The organism is Streptomyces nojiriensis (genome assembly GCF_017639205.1).
GTDB classification, from domain to species: Bacteria; Actinomycetota; Actinomycetes; order Streptomycetales; family Streptomycetaceae; genus Streptomyces; species Streptomyces nojiriensis.
Genome location: NZ_CP071139.1, coordinates 4,170,229 through 4,188,183, shown reverse-complemented (window position 1 = coordinate 4,188,183; position 17,955 = coordinate 4,170,229). Strand labels below are relative to the sequence as shown.

The 17,955-nt window shown below is 73.6% G+C and carries 19 protein-coding genes; 9 read left to right on the top strand and 10 right to left on the bottom strand.

Annotated features, from left to right (window positions below; genetic code table 11):
• Positions 1-121: 121 nt before the first annotated feature.
• Together JYK04_RS19380 and JYK04_RS19375 are read right to left on the bottom strand one after the other, a co-directional pair.
• Positions 122-571, bottom strand: coding sequence for an SCO4225 family membrane protein (locus tag JYK04_RS19380; protein WP_189735207.1), 450 nt, complete (start codon positions 569-571; stop codon positions 122-124).
• The gene (locus tag JYK04_RS19375) at positions 568-1,785 is read right to left on the bottom strand and encodes a flavin-containing monooxygenase (RefSeq protein ID WP_189735209.1); all 1,218 of its coding nucleotides are present in this window, start codon (positions 1,783-1,785) and stop codon (positions 568-570) included. The genes JYK04_RS19380 and JYK04_RS19375 overlap by 4 nt, the downstream gene beginning before the upstream one ends.
• A gap of 205 nt (positions 1,786-1,990) precedes the next feature.
• Between JYK04_RS19375 and JYK04_RS19370 the strand changes: the two genes are divergently transcribed.
• Together JYK04_RS19370 and JYK04_RS19365 are read left to right on the top strand one after the other, a co-directional pair.
• Positions 1,991-2,443 (top strand): DoxX family protein, encoded by a 453-nt coding sequence (locus tag JYK04_RS19370; RefSeq protein ID WP_189735211.1) that lies wholly within the window; start codon positions 1,991-1,993, stop codon positions 2,441-2,443.
• Positions 2,440-2,862 (top strand): Zn-ribbon domain-containing OB-fold protein, encoded by a 423-nt coding sequence (locus tag JYK04_RS19365; RefSeq protein ID WP_189735213.1) that lies wholly within the window; start codon positions 2,440-2,442, stop codon positions 2,860-2,862. Before JYK04_RS19370 ends, JYK04_RS19365 begins: the two co-directional genes overlap by 4 nt.
• 19 nt (positions 2,863-2,881) lie before the next feature.
• On the opposite strand, the gene JYK04_RS19360 is transcribed toward JYK04_RS19365, so the two are convergent.
• Complete coding sequence (locus JYK04_RS19360) at positions 2,882-3,577, bottom strand: pyridoxine/pyridoxamine 5'-phosphate oxidase (protein ID WP_189735215.1); 696 nt, start codon at positions 3,575-3,577, stop codon at positions 2,882-2,884.
• 269 nt (positions 3,578-3,846) lie between these two features.
• Here JYK04_RS19360 and JYK04_RS19355 point away from each other — a divergent pair, with 269 nt between their 5' ends.
• Positions 3,847-4,053 (top strand): DUF4287 domain-containing protein, encoded by a 207-nt coding sequence (locus JYK04_RS19355; RefSeq protein WP_030388288.1) that lies wholly within the window; start codon positions 3,847-3,849, stop codon positions 4,051-4,053.
• A 31-nt stretch (positions 4,054-4,084) separates the two neighbouring features.
• On the opposite strand, the gene JYK04_RS19350 is transcribed toward JYK04_RS19355, so the two are convergent.
• Positions 4,085-5,332 carry a thiolase C-terminal domain-containing protein gene (locus JYK04_RS19350; RefSeq protein ID WP_229875087.1) on the bottom strand — a complete coding sequence of 416 codons (1,248 nt, stop codon included), beginning with the start codon at positions 5,330-5,332 and terminating at the stop codon, positions 4,085-4,087.
• A 131-nt stretch (positions 5,333-5,463) separates the two neighbouring features.
• On the opposite strand from JYK04_RS19350, the gene JYK04_RS19345 reads away from it, so the two are divergent.
• Positions 5,464-6,771 carry an acyl-CoA dehydrogenase family protein gene (locus JYK04_RS19345; protein WP_189735217.1) on the top strand — a complete coding sequence of 436 codons (1,308 nt, stop codon included), beginning with the start codon at positions 5,464-5,466 and terminating at the stop codon, positions 6,769-6,771.
• Positions 6,771-7,244, top strand: coding sequence for a nitroreductase family deazaflavin-dependent oxidoreductase (locus JYK04_RS19340; RefSeq protein ID WP_189735219.1), 474 nt, complete (start codon positions 6,771-6,773; stop codon positions 7,242-7,244). The genes JYK04_RS19345 and JYK04_RS19340 overlap by 1 nt, the downstream gene beginning before the upstream one ends.
• Before the next feature lie 56 nt (positions 7,245-7,300).
• Here JYK04_RS19340 and JYK04_RS19335 read toward each other — a convergent pair whose 3' ends face one another.
• The gene (locus JYK04_RS19335) at positions 7,301-7,948 is read right to left on the bottom strand and encodes a TetR family transcriptional regulator (RefSeq protein WP_030013555.1); all 648 of its coding nucleotides are present in this window, start codon (positions 7,946-7,948) and stop codon (positions 7,301-7,303) included.
• Positions 7,949-8,267: 319 nt separating this feature from the next.
• Here JYK04_RS19335 and JYK04_RS19330 point away from each other — a divergent pair, with 319 nt between their 5' ends.
• The 3 genes from JYK04_RS19330 to JYK04_RS19320 all read left to right on the top strand — a co-directional run bounded on the left by JYK04_RS19330 (position 8,268) and on the right by JYK04_RS19320 (position 12,303).
• The gene (locus JYK04_RS19330) at positions 8,268-9,062 is read left to right on the top strand and encodes a VOC family protein (protein ID WP_189735221.1); all 795 of its coding nucleotides are present in this window, start codon (positions 8,268-8,270) and stop codon (positions 9,060-9,062) included.
• 272 nt (positions 9,063-9,334) lie between these two features.
• On the top strand, positions 9,335-11,737 hold the full coding sequence (afsK, locus tag JYK04_RS19325) for a protein serine/threonine kinase AfsK (protein ID WP_189735223.1): 2,403 nt from the start codon (positions 9,335-9,337) through the stop codon (positions 11,735-11,737).
• A 68-nt stretch (positions 11,738-11,805) separates the two neighbouring features.
• Positions 11,806-12,303, top strand: coding sequence for a peptidylprolyl isomerase (locus JYK04_RS19320; protein ID WP_189735226.1), 498 nt, complete (start codon positions 11,806-11,808; stop codon positions 12,301-12,303).
• Positions 12,304-12,392: 89 nt separating this feature from the next.
• Here JYK04_RS19320 and JYK04_RS19315 read toward each other — a convergent pair whose 3' ends face one another.
• The 4 genes from JYK04_RS19315 to JYK04_RS19300 all read right to left on the bottom strand — a co-directional run bounded on the left by JYK04_RS19315 (position 12,393) and on the right by JYK04_RS19300 (position 15,356).
• A complete protein-coding gene (locus JYK04_RS19315) occupies positions 12,393-12,851 on the bottom strand; it encodes a hypothetical protein (protein ID WP_308431012.1) in 459 nt (152 codons plus the stop codon).
• Between the two features lie 120 nt (positions 12,852-12,971).
• The gene (locus JYK04_RS19310; protein ID WP_189735228.1) at positions 12,972-13,748 is read right to left on the bottom strand and encodes an enoyl-CoA hydratase/isomerase family protein; all 777 of its coding nucleotides are present in this window, start codon (positions 13,746-13,748) and stop codon (positions 12,972-12,974) included.
• Entirely contained in the window at positions 13,745-14,200 is a 456-nt protein-coding gene (locus tag JYK04_RS19305; RefSeq protein WP_189735230.1) for a Zn-ribbon domain-containing OB-fold protein, read from the bottom strand. Before JYK04_RS19305 ends, JYK04_RS19310 begins: the two co-directional genes overlap by 4 nt.
• A 4-nt stretch (positions 14,201-14,204) precedes the next feature.
• Entirely contained in the window at positions 14,205-15,356 is a 1,152-nt protein-coding gene (locus tag JYK04_RS19300) for a lipid-transfer protein (RefSeq protein ID WP_189735232.1), read from the bottom strand.
• Between the two features lie 142 nt (positions 15,357-15,498).
• Between JYK04_RS19300 and JYK04_RS19295 the strand changes: the two genes are divergently transcribed.
• Positions 15,499-17,109 (top strand): FadD3 family acyl-CoA ligase, encoded by a 1,611-nt coding sequence (locus JYK04_RS19295; RefSeq protein WP_189735662.1) that lies wholly within the window; start codon positions 15,499-15,501, stop codon positions 17,107-17,109.
• Between the two features lie 4 nt (positions 17,110-17,113).
• Here JYK04_RS19295 and JYK04_RS19290 read toward each other — a convergent pair whose 3' ends face one another.
• A complete protein-coding gene (locus tag JYK04_RS19290; RefSeq protein ID WP_189735234.1) occupies positions 17,114-17,848 on the bottom strand; it encodes a class I SAM-dependent methyltransferase in 735 nt (244 codons plus the stop codon).
• Positions 17,849-17,955 lie beyond the last annotated feature (107 nt).

The window sequence follows — 17,955 nt, the reverse complement described above, 5'->3', positions numbered from 1 at the left end:
GACAGATCCCGCCGGGACCGGTCCAGGGCGCGATTCGGCCGACGCGGCCCGACCCGGCCGGAGTCGGACCCGCCCCGGCCCGGCCCGCCCTGGCCCGACCTGCCCCGGTCGCCGACGCGGCTCAGGCGCGCCAGAGGGCGAACAGCCCGGCGAAGAAGGCCAGGGTGAACATCGGAACCCACCACGGCGCGGATCCCGCCTCCCGCGTCGAGCGCGACACGCGGGCCAGCAGCCGTGCGTTCAGCAGCCCGGCGGTCAGGCAGTAGAGCGCCCAGAGCGGCTCGAACAGCCAGGCGGGGGACTCGAAGTAGATGCTGTAGCCGAGCAGCCATGTGTCGGCCTGGGTGAGGACGAGGAAGAGGTGCACGACGAGGAGCCAGGGCATCGTCAGCACCACGGCGATGCTGCGGGCCAGCCAGCCGTTCTCGCCGGGCCCGCCGCCGCCCGTCATCGACCACACCGCGCAGACCGTGAGCAGCACCAGGTACCAGCGGGACAGCGGCTCGCTCCACGCGGTCCTGGCGGCCTCCCGGATCCGGGAGGCCGGAGCGCCCGGGCCGGTCGGCTTCACGAGGCGGCCTTGCCCGACCGGCGGGCGACCGCCTTGGCGATCTTCTCCGCGTCCAGGGCCATCTCCCGGAACATGCCGCTGATGGGGTTGCTGAATCCGGTGAAGTACAGGCCGGGGGCCTGCTCGGGGGTGCGGGCCCCGTGCGTACGCGGGCGGCCGCGCTCGTCGAGCACCCCGAGGTGGCCGACCAGCCCCTCCAGGGCCCGGCGGTAGCCGGTCGCCGCGATCACCGCGTCCGGGGCGATCCGCGAGCCGTCCGCGAGCACCACCTCGGCGCCGTCGAAGGCCTCGACGGCGGCCACCGGCTCGACCTTGCCGCTGCGGACCGCGTCGATCAGGCCGACGTCCTGAACCGGGATCGACCCCTGCCTCACCCTGCTGTACAGGCCGGTGGCCGGGCGCGGAAGCCCGTACGCCGACAGGTCCGGTACGGACGCCCGGGCGACGAGCCGGCCCACCCGGTCCACGAGCCGCACCGGCAGCCGGCGCACCAGGATCCCGCTGCGCTGGGCCGGCCAGCCGGCGGTGGAGCGGCGCATGATGTGCGGTGCGGTGCGCACGGCGAGCCGCACCCGCGCCGCGCCGCCCTCGACGAGGTCGACGGCTATCTCGGCGCCGGTGTTGCCGACGCCGACGACGAGGACGTCCTGGCCGGCGTACGGCAGGGGGTTGCGGTACTCGCGGGCGTGCAGCAGCCGTCCCTCGTACGTGTCCCGGCCCGGCCAGTCGGGGAGCGCGGGCGTGTGGTTGTACCCGGTGGCGATGACGACGGCCTCGGCCGCCAGCTCGCGGCCGCCGCTGGCGTGCAGGGTCCAGCCGCCCTCGCCCGCGCCCTCACCCTCGGGGCCGGGGCCGGGGGCGGGGGCAGCGGGCTCGATCCGGGTCACCTCCACGCCGGTGACCAGCTCCAGCTCGTGGAACTCGGCGTACCGCTCCAGGTAGCGCACGACGTTGTCGCGGGTGACCCAGCGCCCGAAGCGGCGCGGCATGGCCAGGCCCGGGAGGGCGGAGAGCCGGCGCGTGGTGTGCAGGCGCAGCCGGTCGTAGTGCTGCCGCCAGGATGCGCCGACCGCGTCGGACTTCTCGACGACCACCGCGCGGACCCCGCGGGCGCGCAGCGCGGCGGCGGCGGCGAGGCCGCCGGGGCCGGCCCCGATGACGTACACGGGGCGGGGCTGGGTGGTCATGTCGGGTGCTGCGGCGTCTCCGGGCATGAGGTGTGATCGTATCGCCACGCTGGGTTGATGGGTCTCGGTCGGGCGGGGAATCGATTGCGGATCGATCACGGGCCCGCGCGGCGCCCGCGGGGGCGCGGACCCGAGGCCGGCCGGGGCCTTGCGCGATCGCCCCGGATCCGCTCAACTGACGTACCGTCAGATAGAGGGTGCGCGTCGATCGCGAGAGGGGTGGGGGCTGCCGATGCAGACCATCTGGCTCAGTGGGGCCGAATGGCTCGCCGTGCTCCGGATAGGCCTCGGCCTGTGGTGGCTGGAGAGCTGGCGGCACAAGGACAAGAAGGGCTGGTTCGAGCGCGGCACCGGCATCGCCTGGGCCGCCGACGTCGCCGGCAAACACCGGTGGACCTTCGTCAAGGGCGGCTTCGAGCTGGTCGTCGCACCGCGGCCGAAAGCGATGGCGTACATCGTCGTCTACGCGGAACTCGCACTCGGGCTGGGCCTCGTACTCGGCTTCCTGACCCCGGTCGCACTCGTCGGAGGGCTCCTGCTGAACCTCCTCTACCTGGTGCTGATGATCCACGACTGGGCCGAGCAGGGGCAGAACGCGATGATGGCGCTCATCTCCCTCGTCGCGCTCCTCGCCATGTCCTGGCAGACCTGGTCGCTCGACGCGGCGATCGGACTGTTCCCGTGAGCGCCACGGTGCGGTACGACCTCCCCGAGGCGGACGACTTCACCCGCCCCTACTGGGACGCGGCCGCGGCGGGCCGGCTGCTGCTGCGGCGCTGCGCCGACTGCGGGCGGGCGCACCACTACCCGCGCGAGTTCTGCCCGTTCTGCTGGGCGGGCGAGGACCGCGTGACGTGGGAGACGGCGAGCGGCCGGGCGACCCTCTATACGTGGTCGGTGATCCACCGCAACGACCTCCCGCCGTTCGGTACGCGCGTCCCCTACACGGCGGCGGTCGTCGACCTCGCCGAGGGCCCGCGGATGATGACCGAGGTGGTGGACTGCGAGGCGCCGGAGCTGCGCATCGGCATGCCGCTGACGGTCACCTTCCGCGAGGCCGCGGACGGGGTGTGGGTGGCGGTCTTCCGGCCGGCACCGGACTGAGGGCCCTGCGGGCCGGGGATCAGGGCCAGAGCAGCTCGCGCTCCCAGGAGCCGCCGGCGGTACGGGAGTACCGCAGGCGGATGTGCCGGCGCGCGGCGTCCCCCTGGAAGAACTCCACCTCGGCGGGGTCCAGCACGTACCGCGTCCAGGTCGGGGCCGGCGCGTCCGGCTCGGCCCCGGCCCGCTCCCAGGCGGCCGCCGAGACCCGCGCCAGCTCCTCCACGGAGCCGAGCACCTCGCTCTGCCGGCCCGTGAGCGCGGCGGCGAGCGCACCCCGCGAGCGGACCGCCAGGTCCGCCCGGCTCTCCTCGGGCCCGCAGGCGGTGACCCGGCCCCGGACACGGACCTGGCGGCCCACGGTCGGCCAGTAGAACCCGAGCGCGGCCGCCGGCCGCCCGGCCAGCTGCACGCCCTTGGCGCTGGTGGCGTGCGAGGCGAAGTGCCAGCCGCGCGCGTCGACGTCGTGCAGCATCAGCGTCCGCACGTCGGGCCGCCCGTCCCCGTCCACGGTCGCCAGACTCATGGTGTGCGGCTCCAACTGCCCCGCCCGCGCGGCATGCACGAACCACTCCCGGAACAACGCCAAAGGCTCACGGGGCGCGGCCCCGGTATCGAACCCGGGGAGCGGGCAGTCCCACACGCGCAGGGAATGCAGGGTGGCGCTGAACTCGTCGCTGCTGATCTCGCGGCTGCTGTCGCTGCTCTCGTTGTTCATGAGGCATATGGAACAACAGGGCGGGGGCTTCGGGGGCGGGAGCCGGCTGGGCGGGGTCGGGGCGGGCGGGGTCGGGGGCTTCGGTGGTCGGGAAACTCCCATACGCATCCCCGATGCCGCCCGACAGGCTCCCGACCACCGAAGCCCCCGACCCCGCCCCGCCCCCCGAAGAAATCTTTCGCCTCACCGATGAGTTCTCATCCCCGACGTGGTCATACCTGCGAGACCGCACCGCACACACCCGCACCACCCCCGGAGGGACACGCATCATGGCCGAGACAGTGAAGGGCCCCGCCAGCTACTTCCCCTCGATCGAGAAGAAGTACGGACGCCCGATCGGGGAGTGGCAGGACCTCATCCGGTCCTCGCCGCTGACCAAGCACATGGAGCTCGTCTCCTGGCTCAAGACCGAGCACGGCCTCGGGCACGGGCACGCCAACGCCCTCGTGGCGCACACCCTCGCCGAGGGCAAGTAGCCGCCCCCCCCGCCCTCGGGCGGGGGGGCGGTCACCCACGCCCCAGCAGGACCGTTCCCGACGAGCAGAACCAGCCGCCCGTGCCCGAGGCCAGGGCGACCTCCGGGAGGCGGCCGCCGGGTTTGGTGACCTGGCCCGCCCCCGCCTCGCCGCGCAGCTGGCGGACCGCCTCGACCAGGAGGAACAGGCCGCGCATGCCGGGGTGGCAGGCCGAGAGGCCGCCGCCGTCGGTGTTGACCGGGAGTTCCCCGTCGCGCAGCAGGCGGCCCTTCTCCACGAACGCCCCGCCCTCGCCCTTCGCGCAGAAGCCGAGGTCCTCCAGGGTCACCAGGGTCATGTAGGTGAAGGCGTCGTAGATCTCCGCGAGGTCCACGTCCGCCGGGGTGAGGCCGGCCCGCTCGAAGGCGATGCGGCCCGACACCGCCGCCGGGGACACCGTGAAGTCCTCCCACTCCGACATGGTGGTGTGGGAGACGGACGTACCGGCCCCCAGGATCCAGACGGGTGCCTTCGCGGTGTCCGGTACGTAGTCCTCCGCCGCCAGGAGCACCGCGCAGCCGCCGTCCGAGCGGATGCAGCAGTGCAGCTTGGTGAAGGGGTCGGCGATCATGTCGCCGCCCAGTACCTCCTCGACCGTGATCGGGTCGCGGAACATGGCGTCCGGGTTCGTGGCCGCGTTCGCCCGGGCCTGTACGGCCACGGAGGCGAGCTGCTCCAGCGTCGTCCCGTACTCGTGCATGTGGCGGCGGGCGGCCATGGCGTACTTGGAGATCAGCGTGTGGCCGTACGGGACCTCGAACTGCAGCGGCCCCCGCGCTCCGAAGGAGAGGTTGGACGTGCGGCGCCGCGCCTTGATGTCGGCGCGGGCCGTGGAGCCGTAGACCAGGAGCACGGCGTTGGCGTGCCCGGCGGCGATCGCGTCCGCCGCGTGGGCGGCCATGACCTCCCAGGTCGAGCCGCCGACCGAGGTGGAGTCGACCCAGGTGGGTCGCAGGCCCAGGTACTCGGCCACCTCGACCGGTGCGAGCGTGCCGAGGCCGGCCGAGGCGAATCCGTCGATGACGGAGCGCTGCAGGCCGGAGTCGGCCAGGGCGCGCCGGGCGGCCTGTGCGTGCAGGGCGTAGGGGGTGGGGCCGTCGACGCGGCCGCAGTCCGAGAGGGCGACGCCGACCACCGCGACCCTCCGGCGGGCGCGGGGTGCGGGTCCGGGGCCGGTCGCGGGTGTGGTCGCGGGTGTGGACAGGGGTCCGGATGCGGGTCCGGATGAGGGTCCAGGCATGAGGGGACGGTATATCTGACGAAGTGTCAGACGCTAGACCCCGCCGCACAACCGGCCGCCTCCGCCCCCTGTGCATCTGCCTCCGCCGGGCCTAATATGACGGCCCGTCAGACACGGGGAGGAGCCCGACGATGGATGCCGCCTTCACCGCGGAGCAGGACGAGATACGCCGTACCCTGCGCGAGATCCTGGGCAAACGCTGCGGCCCCGACGAGGTCAAGGCCGCCGTCCGCACCGCCGCCGGACACGACCGCGAGCTCTGGCAGCAGCTGGCCCGGCAGCTCGGGCTGCCCGGCATCGCCGTCGCCGAGGAGTACGGCGGTGTCGGCTGCGCCCCCGCCGACCTGGCCCTGGCCTGCGAGGAGACGGGCCGGGCGCTGCTGCCCTCGCCGCTGCTGGCCACCGCCGCGCTGTGTGTGCCCCTGATCGCCGCCCTCGGTACCGAAGCCCAGCGCTCCGCGCTGCTCCCACCGCTGGCGACGGGCGGGCTGACCGCCGCCCTCGCCGTCAGCGGCCCGGCGCTGGCCACCGCCCTCGCGCTGACCGGCGAGGACGCCTCCGGGCAGTGGTCCGGCGGCGGCCGCGCGGGCGGCGTCCAGGCCCGGGCCGTTGCCGCCGGCGCCGGCGCCGGCGCCGGTGCCGACACCGCCGGGGGCGGCTGGCGGCTGTACGGGGAGGCCGCCCAGGTGCTCGACGGGCACAGCGCCGGGCTGCTGCTGGTCGCCGCGCACACCGGCGGCTTCGCCCGCAGCCGCACACTGCTGTTCCTCGTACGGGAGGACGCGCCGGGGCTCGTACGGTCCCGGCAGACCGTCCTCGACGAGACCCGTCCCCAGGCCAGGATCGAACTGCGGGACGTACCGGCGCAGTTGCTCGGAGTCGAGGGGGCCGATGTGCTCGGCGCGCTCGCCGCCACCGGGCGTACCGCCGCTGCCGTGCTGGCCGCCGAGGCGGTCGGCGCGGCCGGTCAGGCGCTGGCCCGCACGGTGGAGTACGTACGCCAGCGCGAGCAGTTCGGCCGGGCGATCGGCTCCTTCCAGGCGGTCAAGCACCGCCTCGCCGACCTGTACGTGCAGGTGCAGGCGGCCCGCTCGGCGGCCTACTACGCCGCCTGGGACCCGGACCAGGGCGGCCTCGCGCTCGCCCAGGCCCTGGAGGCGCTGCGGGTGACCGCGGGCGAGGCGATCCAGCTGCACGGCGGCATCGGCTTCACCTGGGAGCACGACGCGCACCTCTACTTCAAGCGGGCGGCGGCCGACGAGCTGCTGTTCGGTCCGGTCCACCGGCTGCGGGCGCACGCCGCCGACCGTGCGGGCCTGTTCGCGGACCCGGCGGCCGTGCGGCCGCCGGACCACCCCGCAGTGGACACGGACCCGGCCGCGAACCCGGCCGCGGACCCGGCCCCGTACCCGCCCGCCCAAGAGAAGGTGGTCGTCTGATGGCTCCCGGCGTCAAGCTGATGCAGAAGGTCTCCTCGACCGTGCTCTTCGCCAAGATCGCACCCCACTTCATCCCCGCCCTGGACAAGGCGGTGCACAAGCTGACCCGCGGCAAGGTCATCCTCAGCGCCCAGATGCTGCCGGGCGTGATCCTCACCGCCAAGGGCGCCAGGACCGGTGAGCCGCGCACGACCCCGCTGGCCTGCATGCCGGAGCACGGCGGGGCGACGTGGATCCTGATCGGGTCCAACTTCGGCCGGCCCGGACACCCGGCATGGACCGGGAATCTGCTCAAGAACCCGGACGCGGACGTGAGTTGGCAAGGCCGGGACATCCCCGTCCGGGCCCGGCTGCTGGCGGGTGAGGAACGCGCGGAGGCGTGGCAGGCGGTGCTGAGGTTCTGGCCGCCGTATGCGACGTACCAGGCGCGCATCGAGCGCGAGATCCGGTTGTTCCGCCTGGAGCGTCGCTGATCGCAGGCGATCGTGCGTGGTCGGCGGGCCCCTGGAGGGCGTCCGGGGGTCCGCCGCTACTTCGTGGGCTTCTTGCCCGTGATGCCGAGGTGGACGAGCAGCGCCAGGTTCGGCTTGAGCTCGGCCTGCTTGACGCCCCAGGTCTGGAAGCCCTTCTGGTGCGAGGCGACCGCGGCCAGCATCGCGACCAGTGAACCGGCCATCGCCGCGGGGCTGATGTCCTTGTCGACCTTGCCCTTGGCCTGGAGCTCCTTCATCGATTCGGTGAGGGAGTTGGTGACCGAGTTCAGGATCTTCATGCGGATCTTGTAGAAGCGCTTGTCGCCCTCGGCCGCGCCGAGGTCGACGACCCGCAGGATCGCGTCGTTGCGGCGCCAGAACTCCAGGAAGCCCTCGACGAGTTCCTCGGCGGCGGCCCACCCTGACTTGCCGACCCAGGTCCGGCCCTCGACGAGCGACGTCAACTGCGCGCCCTCGGTGGCCATTTGTTCGGCGATCTCCAGGACGGCGCCCTCGACGTCCGGGAAGTACTGGTAGAAGGTCGCGGGGGAGGTACCGGCCTTGCGGGCGACGTCGATCACTTTGACGTCGCGGTACGGCGAGGAGCTGAGCATCTCGCTGAGGCAGTCGAGCAGCTTCTGCCGCGTCGCCTGGCCGCGCCGGCCGGCGACACGCCCGTCGACGGTGCGTACTTGTCCTGTCATGCCGTCAGCTTACCGAGGGGGGATCGGCGCGCTATTCGGCCGCCTGCAAATGGGGTTACGGGGTCCCTGGCCTGGGCCGAAGGCGTTCCCGGGCCGCCGGGTGGGCGCATTCCGGACGGAAATCGGCTCCCGCGCGCCCCCGGCCGGGCCGTGTCCGCGTGCTGCCCGCGCCCCGCGCCCGGGCCCGGGCGTGTCGTCCGGTTCCGCAAGGTTTCCCCCGAATAGTCTTATCAACAGGCTGTGGACAAGTTTTCGGACGGATCATGGCTGAGAGGGTTGGGAGGGTACACACCCCCGCACAACGGAAGGAAACGGGCCCATGGCCGCATTCGCGGAAGGCGCACCCTGCTGGGTGGACGCCTCGCTTCCGGACGTCGAGGCGGGCAAGCGCTTCTACGGTGAGCTCTTCGGGTGGACCTTCGCCGAGGGTGCGGGCGCCGAGTACGGCCACTACACCCAGGCCTACAGCCGTGGCCGCAACGTCGCCGCCCTCGCCCCCAAACCCGACGGCCGCATGCCCACCGTCTGGGGGATCTACCTCTACACCACCGACGCCTACGCCTGCGCCCAGCGCATCCGCGCCGCCGGCGGCCAGATGGTGATGGACCCGATGCCGGTCGGCCCGTACGGCACCGCCGCGATGGCCGCCGACCCCGGCGGCGCCGTCTTCGGCCTGTGGCAGCCCGGCACCCACCACGGCTTCGACGCCCAGGGGGAGCCGTACACGTACTGCTGGAGCGAGGTCTACACACGCGCCCGCGACGCCGTCGACGTCTTCTACGCCAAGGTCTTCGGCTACGTCCCGCAGGACCAGGACGACGCCGGCGTCGAGTACCGCATCTGGTCGCCGCCCGGGACCGCGCCCGGCACAAACACCGCCGTCCTCGGCCGCAGCCTGATCACGGACGCCTTCCCCGAGGCCATGCCCGCGCACTTCCTGGCCTACTTCGCCGTACCGGACTGCGACCAGTCGGTCGCCATGGTGCAGCGGCTCGGCGGCCGGGTCACCGCCGATCCCTTCGACACCCCCTACGGGCGGATCGCGGTCGTCGCCGACAACCAGGGGGCGGTCTTCGGGCTGCTCTCGGAACCCCGCACGAAGCCGGACGCGTAGCCGGACGCAGGCCCGACGCGCAGCCCCCGCCCACCGGGCAGCGGGGCCCGCATTCCGCCCGTATCCCGTCCGTAGCGCCCCGGTCCCGGAAGGATCGCCGAGCAGATCACACCACCCCGCTCGACGTGCCGGGGCCGGACCGGGTCCGGGCCTGACAGAATCGGGGTTGCTCGACCCGGGCGGCGCCCGGAGTGAGACGCTGCACGGGGCAGGGCCCCGTGCCGGTGGATGCGGGCCCGCTGAGTGGCCCGTACGGGGAGGTGTGGAGGCGAGTGGTGGAGCAGCTGACGCAGCACGACCCGAGACGGATCGGCCCCTTCGAGGTGCTGGGACGGCTCGGCGCCGGCGGCATGGGGCTGGTCTATCTCGCGCGGTCCGCGTCCGGACGGCGGGTCGCGATCAAGACGGTGCGCACCGAGCTCGCCGAGGACCAGCTCTTCCGGGTCCGCTTCACCCGCGAGGTGGAGGCGGCCCGCGCGGTGTCCGGCTTCTACACCGCGGCCGTGGTCGACGCCGACCCGCGCGCCGCCGTGCCGTGGCTGGCGACCGCCTACGTCCCGGCGCCCTCCCTGGAGGAGATCGTCAACGAGTGCGGGCCCATGCCCGCCCAGGCCGTACGGTGGCTCGCGGCCGGTATCGCCGAGGCCCTGCAGTCCATCCACGGCGCCGGCCTGGTCCACCGCGACCTGAAGCCGTCCAACGTGCTCGTCGTCGAGGACGGCCCGCGCGTGATCGACTTCGGTATCGCGAGCGGGGTCTCCAACACCCGTCTGACCATGACGAACGTCGCCGTCGGCACCCCCGCCTACATGTCGCCCGAGCAGGCCAAGGACTCGCGCAGCGTCAAGGGCGCCAGCGACGTCTTCTCGCTCGGCTCCACCCTCGTCTTCGCCGCGACCGGGCACCCGCCGTACCACGGGGCGAATCCGGTGGAGACGGTCTTCATGCTGCTGCGCGAGGGCCCCAACCTGGAGGGTCTCCCGGCCGAGCTGCGGCCGCTGATCGACTCCTGCATGCAGATGGACGCCACGCTCCGGCCCACCCCGGCCGACCTGCAGGCGCAGCTCGCCCCGCACCTGTTCGACGGCGGCGACGACAGCGGCACCGCCTCGGCGTGGCTGCCCGCCCGGGCCGTCGCGATGATCGAGGCCCGGCGCGCGGGGCACCGTACGCCGCCCGCGCCCCTTCCCGCGGTGCCGGCGCCCGGACCGGCCTCCGGGGGCCGCGGGTCGGCCGCCGAGGCCGTCACGCACCGCCGCCCGCGCGGGGCCGACTCCTGGGTGGACCCGCGTACCGGCCAGGCCGTCCCGCAGCGCCCGCACCACCCGCCGATGTCCCCGGTGCCCTCGGGCGAGCCGGTGCGCCTGGGCGGCTCGCCGGTGCCGATCGGTCCCGGGCCGCGCGCGACCGCCGCGGCCCCGGCCGCGCACGCCTCCTCCGCAGCCGCGGACTCGGCGACCGGCTGGATCCGCCCGCCCGGCGGGTCGGTGGCCACCCCCTCGGCGGTGCAGCCCGTACCGAGCCCCGGTCCGGCCCCGGACAGCGGCCGCTGGCGGCCGTGGCGCTTCCGCATGTCCAACGAGGTCTGGGGCACGCCGACCGTTGCCGGGAACCTGCTGTACGTGACCTCCTTCGAGGTCCACGCCCTGGACGTGGCGAGCGGCCGCCGCCAGTTCAAGACCCGCGACGTCGCCTGGTCCATGGCGGTCGCCGACGGCCGGATCCACGCCTCCGACGGCCCCTCCCTGTACGCGCTCGACGCCGGCGACGGCTCCGAGCGGTGGCGGCTGTCCACCGACGCCTGGGTGTACGCGCTGCGCGCCGAGCGCGGCACGGTCGTCACCGCCACCCGCGGCGGCGGCGTACAGGGCCGGGAGGCCTCGGGCGGCCACAAGCTGTGGGAGCTGACCGGCGCGCAGAGCGACTTCGAGACCCCGGAGGCGGCCCCCGTCCTCCACGACGGCACGGTGTACGTCTGGCAGGACGCCCGGCTGCGCGCCCTGGACGCCCGCACCGGCCGCGAGTCCTGGTCCTATCCGATCGGTGACGCGGCCTCCTGCGGGAACGTGCCCGTGCGCGTCACTCCGGCCCCCGACGGCAACGTGTACGTCGCGGCCGGCACCCGGGTCATCTCGGTGGACCGGGCCTCGGGCCGGGTCCGCTGGCACTTCGAGGCCCCCGCGGTCTTCCTGGCACCCCCGGCCTTCGCGCCGGGCGCGGCCGTCACGGGCGGCGGGGTCTACCTCGTCGACTACCTGGGCACCGTCTACGCCCTCGACGCGGCCACCGGCCAGGACCGCTGGCGGATCGCGACGGAGGGACGGCAGTCCCCGGACCCGGTGGTGGTCGCGAACGGCAACGTCCACCTGGGCGCGGGCAGTGCCCTGTACACGCTCGACGCGGTCACCGGCACCCCGAAGTGGCGGTTCGCGGCGGGCGGCGAGATCACCGGTCTGCCGGCGGTCGCGGACGGCCGGGTGCACTTCGGTTCGGCCGACCACTGCCTGTACACGCTGGACGCGGCGGGCGGCCAGCTGCGCTGGAAGCTGGCCACGGGCGGCGAGATCACGGGCGCCCCGGTGGCGGAGGCGGGCGTGGTCTACGCATGCAGCAAGGACCGCTGCGTGTACGCCCTGGACGCGGCGAAGGGTACGGGCACCCGTACGAGCGGTTGACCTGCCCGGAGGCGGGGCTGCGGCCCCGCCGGGTAGCGCACCGCACCGGGAGTGACAGGATGGACCCCATGAGCAACGTCTACTTCGACATCACCATCAACGGCGCCCCCGCCGGCCGCATCGTCTTCAACCTCTTCGACGACGTCGTCCCGAAGACGGCGCGCAACTTCCGTGAGCTGGCCACCGGCCAGAACGGCTACGGCTACGCCGGCTCGGGCTTCCACCGCGTCATCCCCCAGTTCATGCTGCAGGGTGGTGACTTCACCAACCACAACGGCACCGGCGGCAAGTCCATCTACGGCGAGAAGTTCGAGGACGAGAACTTCCAGCTGAAGCACGACCGCCCGTACCTGCTGTCGATGGCGAACGCCGGCCGCAACACCAACGGCTCGCAGTTCTTCATCACCACCGTCGTCACCTCGTGGCTCGACGGCAAGCACGTCGTCTTCGGCGAGGTCGTCTCGGGCCAGGAGCTCGTGGACCAGATCGAGGCCCTGGGCTCCCAGTCCGGCGCCCCCAAGGGCAAGGTCGAGATCGCGGCGTCCGGCGTCGTCGACGCCGCCTGATCCCCACCCCGCCTGACCGGCCGGTCGGCCCCGCCCCCACCCGGGGGCCGGGGCCGCCGCCGTTTCCGGGGCCCGGCCCGGCCGTGGGATCAGGCGGGCGTCGGCGGGGGGAGCGGACGGGTGGGGCGGGTGGGGTGGCCGCTCATCACCAGGGAGCCCAGGAGGATCAGCGCACCCGCGCCGAAGGCGTTGGCGAGTCCGTCACCGAGGCCGTGCCCGTCGCCGCCCACGGTCAGGCTTCCGGCGGCCTGGCCCTGGCGGACCGTCCACAGGATCGTGAAGCCGAGTACGACCACCCCCGCCAGCGCCATCAGCAGCCGCGAGCGGAGCAGGACCGCGCACAGGGTGAGGACGGCGGCGAAGAGGTAGGGGAGCAGGATCGAGGCCAGCAGGGTGGGCGTGTGGCCGGTGATCCCGGCGGAGGTGAAGAGCTCCTGGACGCCGTAGTCGCGTCCGTGACGGCCGTCGTACCAGGCACGGAAGGGGCTCCAGACGGCGGCCGCCGCTCCGGCGAGACCCATCAGCGAGCCGAGGACGTTGCGGAACATGCCCGGCCCTCCGAGGTAGGGGTCCCGGTGCCGACGCTACGCCCGGCCCGCGCGGCCCGCACGTCGGGTCGACCCCCGACGCGCGAGCTCATGGGGTGTCTTGTCGGTCAGGCCTGCCCGTCAGCGCAGCCTGAACTCCGTGCCGGGCCGCCGCGAGGCGAACAGCTCCGCCTGCCGCTCCGGTGCCAGGTTCCCCAGCGCGATCAGCGCCGGAGCCTGTGCCAGCGCCTGCTGGAGCGCGGCCTGTTTCGCCGACCAGAGGGCCCGTACGGTGCCCTGTACCGCCTCCGTGGGGAAGCCGGCCAGGGTCTGCGCCGCCCGGAGGGCCGCCGGGAGCAGCTCGTCGGGTGCGGTCAGTTCCGAGACCAGTCCGATCGCGTGGGCCCGGCGCGCGGAGAGCCGCTCGGCGGTGCCCATGAGGGACATCCGGGCCGCCTCCCCGAAGGGCATCCGCTGCGCCATGTAGACGGCCTCGTAGGCGCTGACCATCCCGTAGGCGGTGTGCGGGTCGAAGAAGGTGGCGGTCTCGGAGGCGATCAGGAACTCCGCCTCGCCCAGCAGGTAGAAGGCGCCGCCGCAGGCCATGCCGTTGACGGCGGCGACGACCGGCTTCCACAGGTCGCACGACTTCGGGCCGATGGCGATCAGCGGGTCGTCGGCCGAGTAGGGGGAGGCGGGCTGCGGCACGTCGACGCCGCGGTCGATGCCGGTGCAGAAGGCGGCCGCCCCGGCGCCCGTCAGCACCACCGCCCGTACCTCCCCGGCGAACCGGAACTCCCGCCACACCTCGCTCAGTTCGGCGGCGGTCTCCAGGTCGACGGCGTTGTGCCGGTGCTCGCGGTCCAGGGTGACGACGGCGACACCGGTCTCCTTGTCCCGGTCCACCCGCACGGTCATGACTTCTCCAGGATCCAGCGGGGCACGGCCATGCCGCCCGTCTCGGTGAAGACCACGTGCACCCGGGCGCCGATCCGCAGCCGGGCCGGGTCCACCGAGTCGAGCGGGGCGTCGGCCGAGGTCACCAGGTTCCCGGCGAGCCGGATGTGCGGGGCGTCGGCGAGCTCCACGAGGATCACGTTGTACGGGGCCTGCGCGGCGTAGGCGGGCAGCAGCGGCGGGTGCGGCCGTACGTAGGACCAGATGCGGCCGCGGCCGCTCATCCGGCGCCACTCGCTGTCGAAGGACCGGCAGTGCGGGCAGCAGGGGCGGGGCGGGAAGCGCAGCCGGCCGCAGGCGGCGCAGGCCTGGACGCGCAGCTCGCCCTGGGCGGCGTACTCCCAGAAGGGGGCGCCGTCCTCGTCGGGGACCGGCAGGAGGAGTTCGTCGGCGGCTGTGGACGTGGTGGTCATCGGGTCAGCTCCTCAGCAGGATCGCGGACGTCGGGACTCCCTCGCCCGCCGTCACCAGGCAGGTCGTGGCGTCGGGCACCTGGGAGGTGGAGACGCCCCGCAGTTGCTTGACGCCCTCGTTGATCAGGTTGAAGCCGTGCACGTACGCCTCGGACAGGCCGCCGCCCCCGGTGTTGACGGGGAGCCGGCCGCCCATCTCCAGGGCGCCGCCCTCGGTGAAGGCGGCGCCCTCGCCGCGGCCGCAGAAGCCGTAGCCCTCCAGCGAGAGCGGGATCAGCGGGGTGAAGGCGTCGTAGATCTGGGCGACGTCCACGTCCTGGGGCCCGAAGTCGGCCTGCTTCCACAGGTGGCGGGCGGCGGTCCAGGCGGGGCCGGACAGCGGGTCGTCGTTCCAGTAGTTGACCATGCCGTGGTGCTGGGCGGGCAGGCCCTGGGCGACGGAGTGCACGTAGACGGGCTTCTGTCGGCAGTCCCGGGCCCGCTCGGCGGAGACGACCACGCAGGCCAGCGCGCCGTCGGTCTCCAGGCAGTTGTCGAAGAGGCAGAGCGGGTCGCTGATCATGCGGGAGGTCATGTACATCTCGCGGGTCAGCGGGCGCTCGTACATCATCGCGGCCGGATTGGCGTTGGCCCGGTTGCGGCAGGCCATGGCGACGTTGAAGAGGTGGTCGCGGGTCGCGCCGTACTCGTGCATGTAGCGGCGGGCGAGCATGCCGATCTCGTCGGCGGGGCGCAGCAGGCCGAAGGGGCGGGTCCACTGGCCGGGGGTGGGCAGCTGGACGGCGGTGTTCTTCCAGGGGCGGGGGCCCGAGCCGCGCTTGCGGGAGCGCCAGGCGACGCCGACGGTGGCCTGGCCGGTGGCGACGGCGGAGGCGAGGTGTCCGACGGTGGCGCAGGATCCGCCCCCGCCGTAGCCGATCTTGGAGAAGAAGGTGACGTCGCCGGCGCCGATGGCCTTGGCGACCTCGACCTCGTCGGTCTCCTCCATGGTGTAGGAGGCGAAGGCGTCGACCTCGGACGGTTCGATGCCGGCGTCGGCGAGGGCCGCGAGAATGGCCCGGCAGGCCAACTCCTTCTCGGATTGCGGGAGATGTCTGGCAAAGGCGGTCTGCCCGATGCCGACTATCGCCGTCGCGTCCTTGAGCGTTGCCGTCATCGCCACCTCCGGGGTGCGCCAGTACTGACAGCCGCGAAGGCTACAGCTAATCTGACGGATAGTCAGCTACTGGGTCTGCGGGAAGGTGGCACGCATGGGTGACGACGGGCGCGACGACGGGCGTGAGGGCGTGCGCGAGAACATGCGTGAGGACGGGCGCGGGGATCTGCGCTGGGGCAGCATCGCGCAGCTCGTCCGGGCGGCGGCGGCACGGTACGCCGACCGTGAGGCCGTCGTCGACGGGCGCACCCGGATCAGTTACGCGCAGCTCGGCGAGCGCGTCGAGCGCGCCGCCGCGGCCTGCGTCGCCGCCGGGACCGAGCCCGGCGACCGGGTCGCCGTCTGGGCCCCCAACACCCTGGAGTGGATCGTCTCCGCCCTCGGCGCCGTCTCGGCCGGCGCGGTGCTCGTCCCCCTCAACACCCGTTTCAAGGGCGCGGAGGCCGCGTACGTCCTGGAGCGCAGCCGGGCCCGGCTGCTCTTCGTCACCGGCACCTTCCTCGGTACCTCCTACGTCGCCTCCCTGCGCCGCGCCGCGGCCGAGGGCCCCGGCACCGGACCGCTGCCGGGACTTCCCCACCTGGAACAGGTCGTCGTCCTCGCCGACGACGCCCCCGACTCCTTCCGCACCTGGAAGGACTTCCTGGCGGGCGGGGACGGCGTACCGGCCGCGGCGGTCCGCGAGCGCGCCGAGGCCATCCGCCCCGAGTCCCCCTCCGACATCATCTTCACCTCCGGCACCACCGGCAGCCCCAAGGGCGCGGTCATCACCCACGCCCAGTCCCTGCGCTGCTACGACGTGTGGAGCGAGCTCGCCGGACTGCGCGAGGGCGACCGCTACCTGATCGTGAACCCCTTCTTCCACACCTTCGGCTACAAGGCCGGGATCATCGCCTGCCTGATGCGCGGGGCCACGATGGTCCCGCAGCCCGTCTTCAACGTGGACACCGTCCTCGCGAACGTCGCCGCCGAGCGGATCTCCGTGCTCCCCGGGCCGCCCACCCTCCACCAGTCGCTCCTCGACCACCCCCAGCGCGACCACCACGACCTCTCCGCCCTGCGCCTGGTCGTCACCGGCGCGGCCGTGGTCCCGCTGCGGCTCGTCGAACGGCTGCGCGGCGAACTGCGCATCGCCACCGTCCTCACGGCGTACGGGCTCTCCGAGGCCAGCGGCATCGTCACCATGTGCCGCCGCGGCGACCCCGCCGAGACCGTCTCCGCCACCTCGGGCCGGGCCATCCCGGACACGGAGGTGGTGATCCTGGACGCGGACGGGCGGCCGCAGCCGGCCGGGCAGGCGGGCGAGATCGCGGTCCGCGGCTACCACGTCATGCAGGGCTACTTCGAGGACCCCGACGAGACCGCCCGGACCATCACCCCCGAGGGCTGGCTGCACACCGGCGACGTCGGCTACATGGACGAGGACGGCAACCTGCGCATCACCGACCGGATCAAGGACATGTTCATCGTCGGCGGGTTCAACGCCTACCCCGCCGAGATCGAGCAACTCATCGGCCTCCACCCGGACATCGCGGACGTCGCGGTGATCGGCATCCCGGACCCGCGCCTGGGCGAGGTCGGCAAGGCCTACGCGGTCCGCCGCCCCGGCTCCACCCTCACCGCGGACGACCTGATCGCCTGGTCCCGCCGCGAGATGGCCAACTACAAGGTCCCGCGCGCGGTGGAGTTCGTGACGGAACTCCCGCGCAACGCGAGCGGCAAGATCCTCAAGCGGGCCCTCCGCACCGGCTGACCGCCTACCCCCGGCGGCGGGCCAGGATCAGGCGCCAGTGGGGGGTGCCGTCCGGGCGGTGGCCGAAGTGGGTCAGGGGGACCGTTTCCACCGTGAAGCCGGCTGCCCGGAGGTCCTCGCGGACCGGGCCCAGGGGGAAGGTGCGGTAGTACATGACGAACGGGGGACGCCACAGCGCGTTGCGGACCCGCATCGCCGCGTCGAAGCCCGTCGTCGCCCACCACACCCGGGAGCCGAGCGGCAGCGGGGCGCCGATCGGGAAGGCGAAGACGCCGCCCGGGCGCAGGGCCGTGTGGATCCCGGAGAACAGCGCGGGGCGCTCCGACGGGAGGAAGTGGCCGAAGGCGCCGAAGCTGACCGCCAGGTCGTACGTCTCCGCGAGGGCGGACGGCAGGGCCCGCGCGTCGGCCCGTACGAAGTCCACGCGGTCGGCGTCCGCGCCGTACCGGTGCTCGGCCTGCGCGAGCATGCCCGCGCTGAGGTCCACCCCGGTGATCCGGCCGCGGCACAGCCGGCTCAGCATGCCGATCCCGGCGCCCGTGCCGCAGCACACGTCCAGGCCGGCGCCGAAGGCGCCCTCGTACTGGGCGAGGGTCTCCTCGACCGCGTCGAGCATCCGGTCCGGGGTGCGGAAAGGGGTGTGGTCGAACTTCGGCGCGAGGAGGTCGTAGCCCCGCTCGACCGAGGAGAGGCCCTGCACTGCCAGTTCGCGGACGCTCGGCCCGTGGGAGGAGAACACACCACCAGCCTATGCCGCGGCCCCCCGCGCATACGCGTACGGCGGTCGCGGTGGCTCCCCCTCCGGGCCACCGCGACCGCCGTTCCCCCGTTGCTCCCCCGTACTCC

What these genes read in the sequence shown, in the direction of transcription:
- JYK04_RS19375 (WP_189735209.1), bottom strand. Translation starts at nt 1,785, where the DNA reads ATGCCCGGAGACGCCGCAGCACCCGACATGACCACCCAGCCCCGCCCC.
- JYK04_RS19370 (WP_189735211.1), top strand. Translation starts at nt 1,991, where the DNA reads ATGCAGACCATCTGGCTCAGTGGGGCCGAATGGCTCGCCGTGCTCCGG.
- JYK04_RS19360 (WP_189735215.1), bottom strand. Translation starts at nt 3,577, where the DNA reads ATGAACAACGAGAGCAGCGACAGCAGCCGCGAGATCAGCAGCGACGAG.
- JYK04_RS19355 (WP_030388288.1), top strand. Translation starts at nt 3,847, where the DNA reads ATGGCCGAGACAGTGAAGGGCCCCGCCAGCTACTTCCCCTCGATCGAG.
- JYK04_RS19350 (WP_229875087.1), bottom strand. Translation starts at nt 5,332, where the DNA reads ATGCCTGGACCCTCATCCGGACCCGCATCCGGACCCCTGTCCACACCC.
- JYK04_RS19345 (WP_189735217.1), top strand. Translation starts at nt 5,464, where the DNA reads ATGGATGCCGCCTTCACCGCGGAGCAGGACGAGATACGCCGTACCCTG.
- JYK04_RS19340 (WP_189735219.1), top strand. Translation starts at nt 6,771, where the DNA reads ATGGCTCCCGGCGTCAAGCTGATGCAGAAGGTCTCCTCGACCGTGCTC.
- JYK04_RS19335 (WP_030013555.1), bottom strand. Translation starts at nt 7,948, where the DNA reads ATGACAGGACAAGTACGCACCGTCGACGGGCGTGTCGCCGGCCGGCGC.
- JYK04_RS19330 (WP_189735221.1), top strand. Translation starts at nt 8,268, where the DNA reads ATGGCCGCATTCGCGGAAGGCGCACCCTGCTGGGTGGACGCCTCGCTT.
- JYK04_RS19320 (WP_189735226.1), top strand. Translation starts at nt 11,806, where the DNA reads ATGAGCAACGTCTACTTCGACATCACCATCAACGGCGCCCCCGCCGGC.
- JYK04_RS19315 (WP_308431012.1), bottom strand. Translation starts at nt 12,851, where the DNA reads ATGTTCCGCAACGTCCTCGGCTCGCTGATGGGTCTCGCCGGAGCGGCG.
- JYK04_RS19310 (WP_189735228.1), bottom strand. Translation starts at nt 13,748, where the DNA reads ATGACCGTGCGGGTGGACCGGGACAAGGAGACCGGTGTCGCCGTCGTC.
- JYK04_RS19305 (WP_189735230.1), bottom strand. Translation starts at nt 14,200, where the DNA reads ATGACCACCACGTCCACAGCCGCCGACGAACTCCTCCTGCCGGTCCCC.
- JYK04_RS19300 (WP_189735232.1), bottom strand. Translation starts at nt 15,356, where the DNA reads ATGACGGCAACGCTCAAGGACGCGACGGCGATAGTCGGCATCGGGCAG.
- JYK04_RS19295 (WP_189735662.1), top strand. Translation starts at nt 15,499, where the DNA reads ATGCGTGAGGACGGGCGCGGGGATCTGCGCTGGGGCAGCATCGCGCAG.